This window comes from Nocardia exalbida NBRC 100660 (assembly GCF_000308575.1).
In the GTDB taxonomy this organism is placed as follows: Bacteria; Actinomycetota; Actinomycetes; order Mycobacteriales; family Mycobacteriaceae; genus Nocardia; species Nocardia exalbida.
In genome coordinates this window covers 289545-295826 of the sequence record NZ_BAFZ01000061.1, presented here as the reverse complement: position 1 = coordinate 295826, position 6282 = coordinate 289545, and the positions used below count along the sequence as shown (strand labels likewise).

At 67.6% G+C, this 6282-nt stretch carries 6 protein-coding genes; 2 read left to right on the top strand and 4 right to left on the bottom strand.

Going from position 1 to position 6282, the window contains the following annotated elements:
* The coding region (locus ON29_RS15200) for a UPF0182 family protein (RefSeq protein WP_051175220.1) at positions 1-2729 on the bottom strand (2729 nt) is incomplete at its 3' end.
* A gap of 136 nt (positions 2730-2865) precedes the next feature.
* Between ON29_RS15200 and ON29_RS15195 the strand changes: the two genes are divergently transcribed.
* On the top strand, positions 2866-3168 hold the full coding sequence (locus ON29_RS15195) for a hypothetical protein (RefSeq protein WP_040866872.1): 303 nt from the start codon (positions 2866-2868) through the stop codon (positions 3166-3168).
* A 14-nt stretch (positions 3169-3182) separates the two neighbouring features.
* Here ON29_RS15195 and ON29_RS15190 read toward each other — a convergent pair whose 3' ends face one another.
* Complete coding sequence (locus ON29_RS15190; RefSeq protein ID WP_051175219.1) at positions 3183-4481, bottom strand: YhgE/Pip domain-containing protein; 1299 nt, start codon at positions 4479-4481, stop codon at positions 3183-3185.
* Positions 4482-4546: 65 nt separating this feature from the next.
* On the opposite strand from ON29_RS15190, the gene ON29_RS15185 reads away from it, so the two are divergent.
* A complete protein-coding gene (locus ON29_RS15185; RefSeq protein WP_040866871.1) occupies positions 4547-5146 on the top strand; it encodes a TetR/AcrR family transcriptional regulator in 600 nt (199 codons plus the stop codon).
* A 27-nt stretch (positions 5147-5173) separates the two neighbouring features.
* Here the strand turns inward: ON29_RS15185 and ON29_RS34280 are convergent, their stop codons facing one another.
* Positions 5174-5320 (bottom strand): DUF1059 domain-containing protein, encoded by a 147-nt coding sequence (locus tag ON29_RS34280; protein WP_063825320.1) that lies wholly within the window; start codon positions 5318-5320, stop codon positions 5174-5176.
* A gap of 61 nt (positions 5321-5381) precedes the next feature.
* Positions 5382-6269, bottom strand: coding sequence for a VOC family protein (locus ON29_RS15180; protein WP_040866870.1), 888 nt, complete (start codon positions 6267-6269; stop codon positions 5382-5384).
* Positions 6270-6282 lie beyond the last annotated feature (13 nt).

Below are 6282 nucleotides of genomic sequence, written 5' to 3'. Positions count from 1 at the left end.
CGCGACCGGGCGCCGCCGGGTGGTGTGGCGAGCCGGCCGGTGCCGGGCCCGAACACCTGGTCGAGTGCCTCGGCGAGAGTCGGCGCGTACCCCACGAGGACGCCGCCGGTGCCGGGTTCGCGATAACTGACCAGCACCCGCGCCAGCTGCGGGAAGGTCGAGGCGTTCGGCGCCGTCGAGATCCGCTCGGTGAACAGTGGCTCGGCGTAGAGCACGCCGCCGTCGGCGATCGGCAAGGTGAGCAGATTGCCGTATTGGATCCGGTTCGAGCGCTCGAGCAGGGTGCGCTCGGATGCCACCCTGGTGTCGGAGATCATCGAGTTCTGGATCTGCTGCGGCCCCTGGGTGAGGGTGTCGGTGGGCAGTTGCAGGACGGTGATCTTGCCGTAGTTCTCGGGATCGGAGCGGGCGGAGACATAGGCGGAGAGGAATTCCCTGTTGTAGCCGACCATCGCGCTGGCCAGCCGGAACGACGGCTCCGCGCTGCCTTGGCCACCGAGTAGGACGTAGAACGGCGGTTGGTGCGGGTTGGTCTCCACGGTGGGATCACTGGGTACCGACCAGAAAGCGTTGGTGGTGAAGAACTCCCGCGGTTCGTCGACGTGATATTTGGCGAGCATCTCGCGCTGGATCGTGAACAGGTCCTCCGGATACCGGAAGTGGGCGCGCAGTTGCGGGGTGATCGATTCCTCGGGTTCGACCGTGCCGGGGAAGACCTTCATCCAGGCCGCCAGGACCGGGTCCTGCCGGTCGATCTGGTAGAGCCGCACTGTGCCGTCGTAGGCGTCGACGGTGGCCTTGATGGAGTTGCGCACGTAGGAGACCTGCCGGGGCGATCCCCGGTCGGTATCGTCACCCGGTTCGAGCGCTTCGAGCGAGCTGCGTTTGGCGTAGGGGTATCCGTCGATCGAGGTGTAAGCGTCGACGATCCAGACGATACGGCCGTCCACCACCGCGGGATAGGGATCGTTGTCGGTGGTCAGCCACGGTGCGACGAGTTCGACGCGGTGGCGCGGATCGCGATTGAAGATGATCTTCGACCCGGGACCGATCGCTTTGGAGAAGACGATGTTGCGCTCGGTGTAGGTCGCGGCGAAGGCGAGGCGATCGAGCCACTTCCCGATCGGGACCCCACCGGCACCGGTGTAGGTGTACGTGGTGGTATCGGTGTCGTACTCGCGTGGCTGCGTGCCGCCGCCCACAATGGCATAGTCCGGACTCGCATGGGCGATCACTTCGCCGAAGTAGACGCGGGGCTGATCCACTCGGATCACCTGATGCCCGGCGGCTTGGGAGGCGATGTCGCCGACCGCGTAGATCGGGTATCCGCTGTTGCTGCTGGCGGCATCGCCCGCGGCCTCGCGGACCGCCGCGTTGACCCGGTTGGCCGGTGCGGCGACGAACCCGTTGCCGTGCGTGTAGACGGTGTGGCGGTTGACCCAATGGCGCTGGTTACCGCTCAGCGCGCTCGGCGTCAGCTCCCGCGCCGCGACCACGTAGTCGCGCAGTTGTCCACCGATGCGGTAACGGTCCAGGTCCAGATGCGGTGGGAAGCTGTAGAAGTTCTTCAGCTGTTGCTGCTGGGTGAACGTCCGGGACAGCACGTTCGGGTCCAGGAGACGCACGTCGGCGAGCGTCGTGACGTCCGAGGGAACCTCCGACGGCGGCTTGGTTCCGACGCCGGAATACGGCTGGTACTCGACTCGGTCGCCGCCGATCCCGTAGGCCTGCCGGGTAGCGGCGATATTGCGTTCGATGTAGGCGCGCTCCATGTCGGCGGCGTTCGGGCGGACGGAGAACTGCTCGACGGCCAACGGCCAGACGGCTCCGACCAAGATCGACGACAACAGCAGCAGCGCGGCGGCCATCGCCGGGATCCGCAGATCCCGCACCACGATCGCGGCGAAGACCGCCGCCGCGCAGATGAGCGCGATCGCGAACAGAATCAGGCGAGCGGGCAGCACCGCGTTGATGTCGGTGTAGCCCGGGCCCGCGAAGGTGGGTTCCTTGCTGCTACTGGAGAGCAGCGAATACCGGTCCAGCCAATAGGCGATCGCCTTCAACACGATGAAGCTGCCCGCGAGTACCGCGAGCTGGACGCGGGCCGCGTGGGTCAGGCCGCCCGCCTTTCCCGACAGCCGCAGCCCCCCGAGCAGGTAGTGCGTCGCGAGCCCGGCGACGAAGGCCAGCAGGACGGCGACGAACAACCAGTTGACGACGAATCGGTAGAAAGGCAGGTCGAAGACGTAGAACCCGACATCGTGCCCGAATTGCGGGTCCGATACACCGAACGACCCGCCGTGGACGAACAGCTGGACGGTCATCCAGCTCGACTGCGCGGCGAGGCCGCAGACGAGTCCCACCGTGACAGCGACACCCAGACCGAACCGCCGCGGACGCCGGATCACCATCGCCCGGAACGGCCGGAGGCTGTCCTCTTCCCCGGACTCCGGCAGGAAGAGCGGGCGGAACCGGAACGCGAGCCACATCGCCATGAACAGGACGCCGCCGATGATGAGCGCGACGACGAAGAACAGCGACAACCGCGTGAGCAGCACGGTGAGCCAGACGCCACGGAAGCCGACTTCACCGAACCACAGCCAGCTGACGTAGCCCCTGATCAACCGGGGCACGATCAACAACGACACGACGAACGCCGTGGCGGCGATCACCAGCACCCGGGTGCTGCGATGCCACCGCCGCAGGCTGGGGCCGTCGCGTGCGCTCATTTCCCACTCCCGTGGCTACCGCCCGGCCGATGACGGTACGGCCGACGCGAAACCGCTGAGTCCGATACTACCGGGCTGGGGAAAACCGTTCGGGCCGCTCGGCCGGGCGCTCGATCAGCTCCCACAGGTACGCCACGTGGTCGGCCATGTCCACATCCGGGTCGTACAACCATTGCGTTTGCAGGCCGTCGACGTCGCCGGAGACGAACTGCGGATCCCGATCACGGCGGAGTCGACCCTCGGGGAGGCCTTCGCCGATCCGAGGGCGGCGGCCGCGCTGGCCGACGTGTTCGGCGGCATGTCCGAGAGCATGGGCGACGCCTCGGCACTCGGGGTGGACATGATGCGGATGATCGCCTCCATTCCGCTGAATCGCCTCACCGGCTTCGGCGTCGACCCGCAGAAGCTCGACGCGCTCCTGGCCGCCACCGGCGACTGATCGCCCGGACCCGTTCATCCGGCGACGGCGGGCGCGCCCACGGTAGGCGCACTGCCGAGCGGCGCTGTCGCGCGGTGCAGTCCACGGCGGTCGTAGGCGTACGTGGCCGTGACACCGAGGACCAGTCCGATTCCGAGGCCGAGCAGCGTCATCCACAGCCCGTGGCCCAAACCGGCTCCGGCGTGGGCGTCGAAGAACATGATGGCGCGCACGGCCAGGTAGATCTGGTGCATCGGCTCGAAGGCGGCCAGCTTCGCGATATAGGCCGGGGTCGCCTCCAGCGGGACCGTGGCGGCCGACGACGGCAAGCCCAGGACGACGAACAAGATCAGGTTGACCAGCAGTCCGGCGGTGCCGAAGGTGGCCAGGACGGCCAGCGCGGTGACGCCGACGGCGACGATGGCGAGTACTCCGTAGAGCCACAACAGCAGGGGGCTGCCCAGCGGAACACCCAACGCGGCGGCCACGGCGAGGAATATCCCGGACAAGATCGGCGCCGCGGTGAGGACGACCGCCCATTTCACCAGCAGTGTCCGGAATCGGGAGATCCCGGTGGCCGGCTGGTGGACGAACCACGGACCGTACTCGGTCGGCGTGAAACCGAGTACCGAGTCGACGAGCGTGTGGATGATCATGGCGCCGGTGAAGCCCGCCAGCAGCAGGATCAAGGTGTAGAAGAAGGCGACGAGGCCTTGGCCCGCACCGTCGTCCATGGGGCGGTACGGCGCGGTGACGATCTGCACCGGGTCGGCGAGCATCAACCTGGCCGCGCCGGTGAGCTCGACCGGCGCTCCCGGCCCCGCCGCGAGGGCGGCGTTCACCTGGCCGGTCAGGTTCTTGCCGACGGTCTGGTCCACCTGGTTCAACGCGCGATCGGCGACGCGCTGCATGATGCCGGTGGTATACGGACCGATGCGCGGATTGGTATGGACCGTGATCACCGGCCGCTCGATCTCCCCGGGGACCACGGCGGCCGCGCCGAGAATGGCCAGACGCTTGGTGAAGTCGGACGGGATGACGATGGCGCCGTACACCTCGCCGTCCCGCAACTGTTCGCGCGCCTCGGCGATGCCCAGGACGCGCAGGTCGATCTTCTCCGCCGGGATCCCGGCGACCAGCGCGGCGGTGACCTGGGCGCCGAGGTTGGCGGGTTTGCCGTCCAGCGTGTCACCCACGTCCTGATCGACCAAGGCGATCGGGAAGTCGTGCAAGTTCTTCTCGGTATTGCCCGCGTAGCCGAGGTACATGGTGGCGAGCAGCGCCGCGAACACCGTCAGCACTGCGATCGGGGCGGTGAAGGTCCGAACCGTCATGCGAGTAAATGTAGTCACCGCCTACAAAGTAGGCAATGCCTACATTTTGTTATCCTGCAAACACCATGCCGATCACTCGAAGCCGGTCCTACCACCACGGCGACCTGCGCGCCGAACTGCTGCAGCGGGCCGAGGCGACGCTGCGCGAGTCCGGCGTCGACGGCCTTTCGCTACGCGGGCTGGCCCGTGACGTCGGAGTCAGTCATGCCGCTCCGACCCGGCATTTCAAGGACAAGCAGGCATTGCTCGACGCCATCGCGGTGTCGGGCTTCCAGCGTCTGGCCACCGCCTTGGAACAGACCGCGGCCGGGAGAGCGATCGAGGAGCGCTTCCGCGCTCTGACCCGGACCTATCTCCGATTCGCCACCGAGAATTCCGCGCTCATGGCGCTCATGTTCGCCCGCAGGCACAGCCCTGCCGCGGGCGATGTGATGTCGCGAGCCGTGGACGCGGCGTTCGCGACGCCGGTCGCCCTCATCGCCGAAGCGCAGCAGCGCGGTGAGGTGATCGCCGGCGACCCGCGGCGCATCGCGCTGTCCGCGGTCGCCGCACTGCAGGGCCTGGCCACCTTCGTCGGCTCGGGCGTGATCGCCGTGGAAGCCGCCGACGAACTGCTGGACGAGACCACGACGCACATGATCGAGGGTCTGCGTCCGAGGCCGTGATGCTCCGGGCACGCCCGGAGCTCTCGGTCAGTACGCGATGAACAGGATCTCGTCGCGCGAGTAGTCGTGTCCGGGGTGCTTGTCCGCCAGGTGCGCTTGCGTCTTCGCCACGAGATCATCCTCGTCGGTTCCGACGATCGATTCTCCGCAGGGGCAGTTCAGATTTCGCTTCATCAGCGTTCCTTCCTCCTCGAATCGCCAGTCTAAGTCCTCGCCGCGTGGCCGCCCCGCCGGGTCAGCTCCGAGACCATTCGTGGCCCCAGTAGCTGTCCGCGGTGATCTCCTCCGCGGTGTAGGTGGATTCGTCGACCAGCATGCCCTCGGTGCCGTATTCGAGATCCCAGCCACCGGGTGTGCGAACGTAGAAGGAGATCATCTTGTCGTTGGTGTGGCGGCCCAGGGTCGACGACAACGGATAGCCGGCCCGCATGACCCGGTCCAGCGCGCGACCGACGGCGTCGAGTTCGTCGACCTCGACCATGATGTGCACAAGGCCCGGACCGTCGGAGCGGGTGCCGGGGATCAGGGCGAGGCTGTGGTGACGCCGGTTGACGCCGAGGAATCGCACGCGAATCGGGCCCACCTCGGGCGGGGTGGGCACCCGGAACGAGCCGCGGGGCAGGAATCCGAGCACCTCGCAGTAGAAGCGGTTCGCCTCCTCGAGGTCGGGCACCGGCAGCACGACATGTCCGAGCCCCGATCCGGCCGTCACGAAGCGGTTGCCGTGCGCGGTCACGGCCGGGCTGTGATCGAGCACCGGGCCGTGGAAGACCTCGACGGTGAACCCGGCGGGATCGGTGAAGGTGAAGACCTCTTCCACCCGCAGGGCATCGGCCTGATCCCGGGCAAGCGGTGCGACAGCCACGCCCGCCCGCTCCAGCGTGTGCCGCACCCGGGCCAGGGCGCGGTAGTCGCGCACCTCCCAGCCGACGGCGAGCACGCGGTCCTGTTGCGCGGGAACGAGTTCGAAGCGGTAGGCATGCTCGTCCATCCGCAGGTACAGACTGTCCGGATTCGGGCCGGTGCCCTGCGCGAAGCCCAGAACGTCGAACGCGAAGGCCCGCCAGGCCGCCACATCGGCGACGGCGATCCGGACATAGCCGAGCGAGGCGATATCAGCCATTGATTCGTCGTAC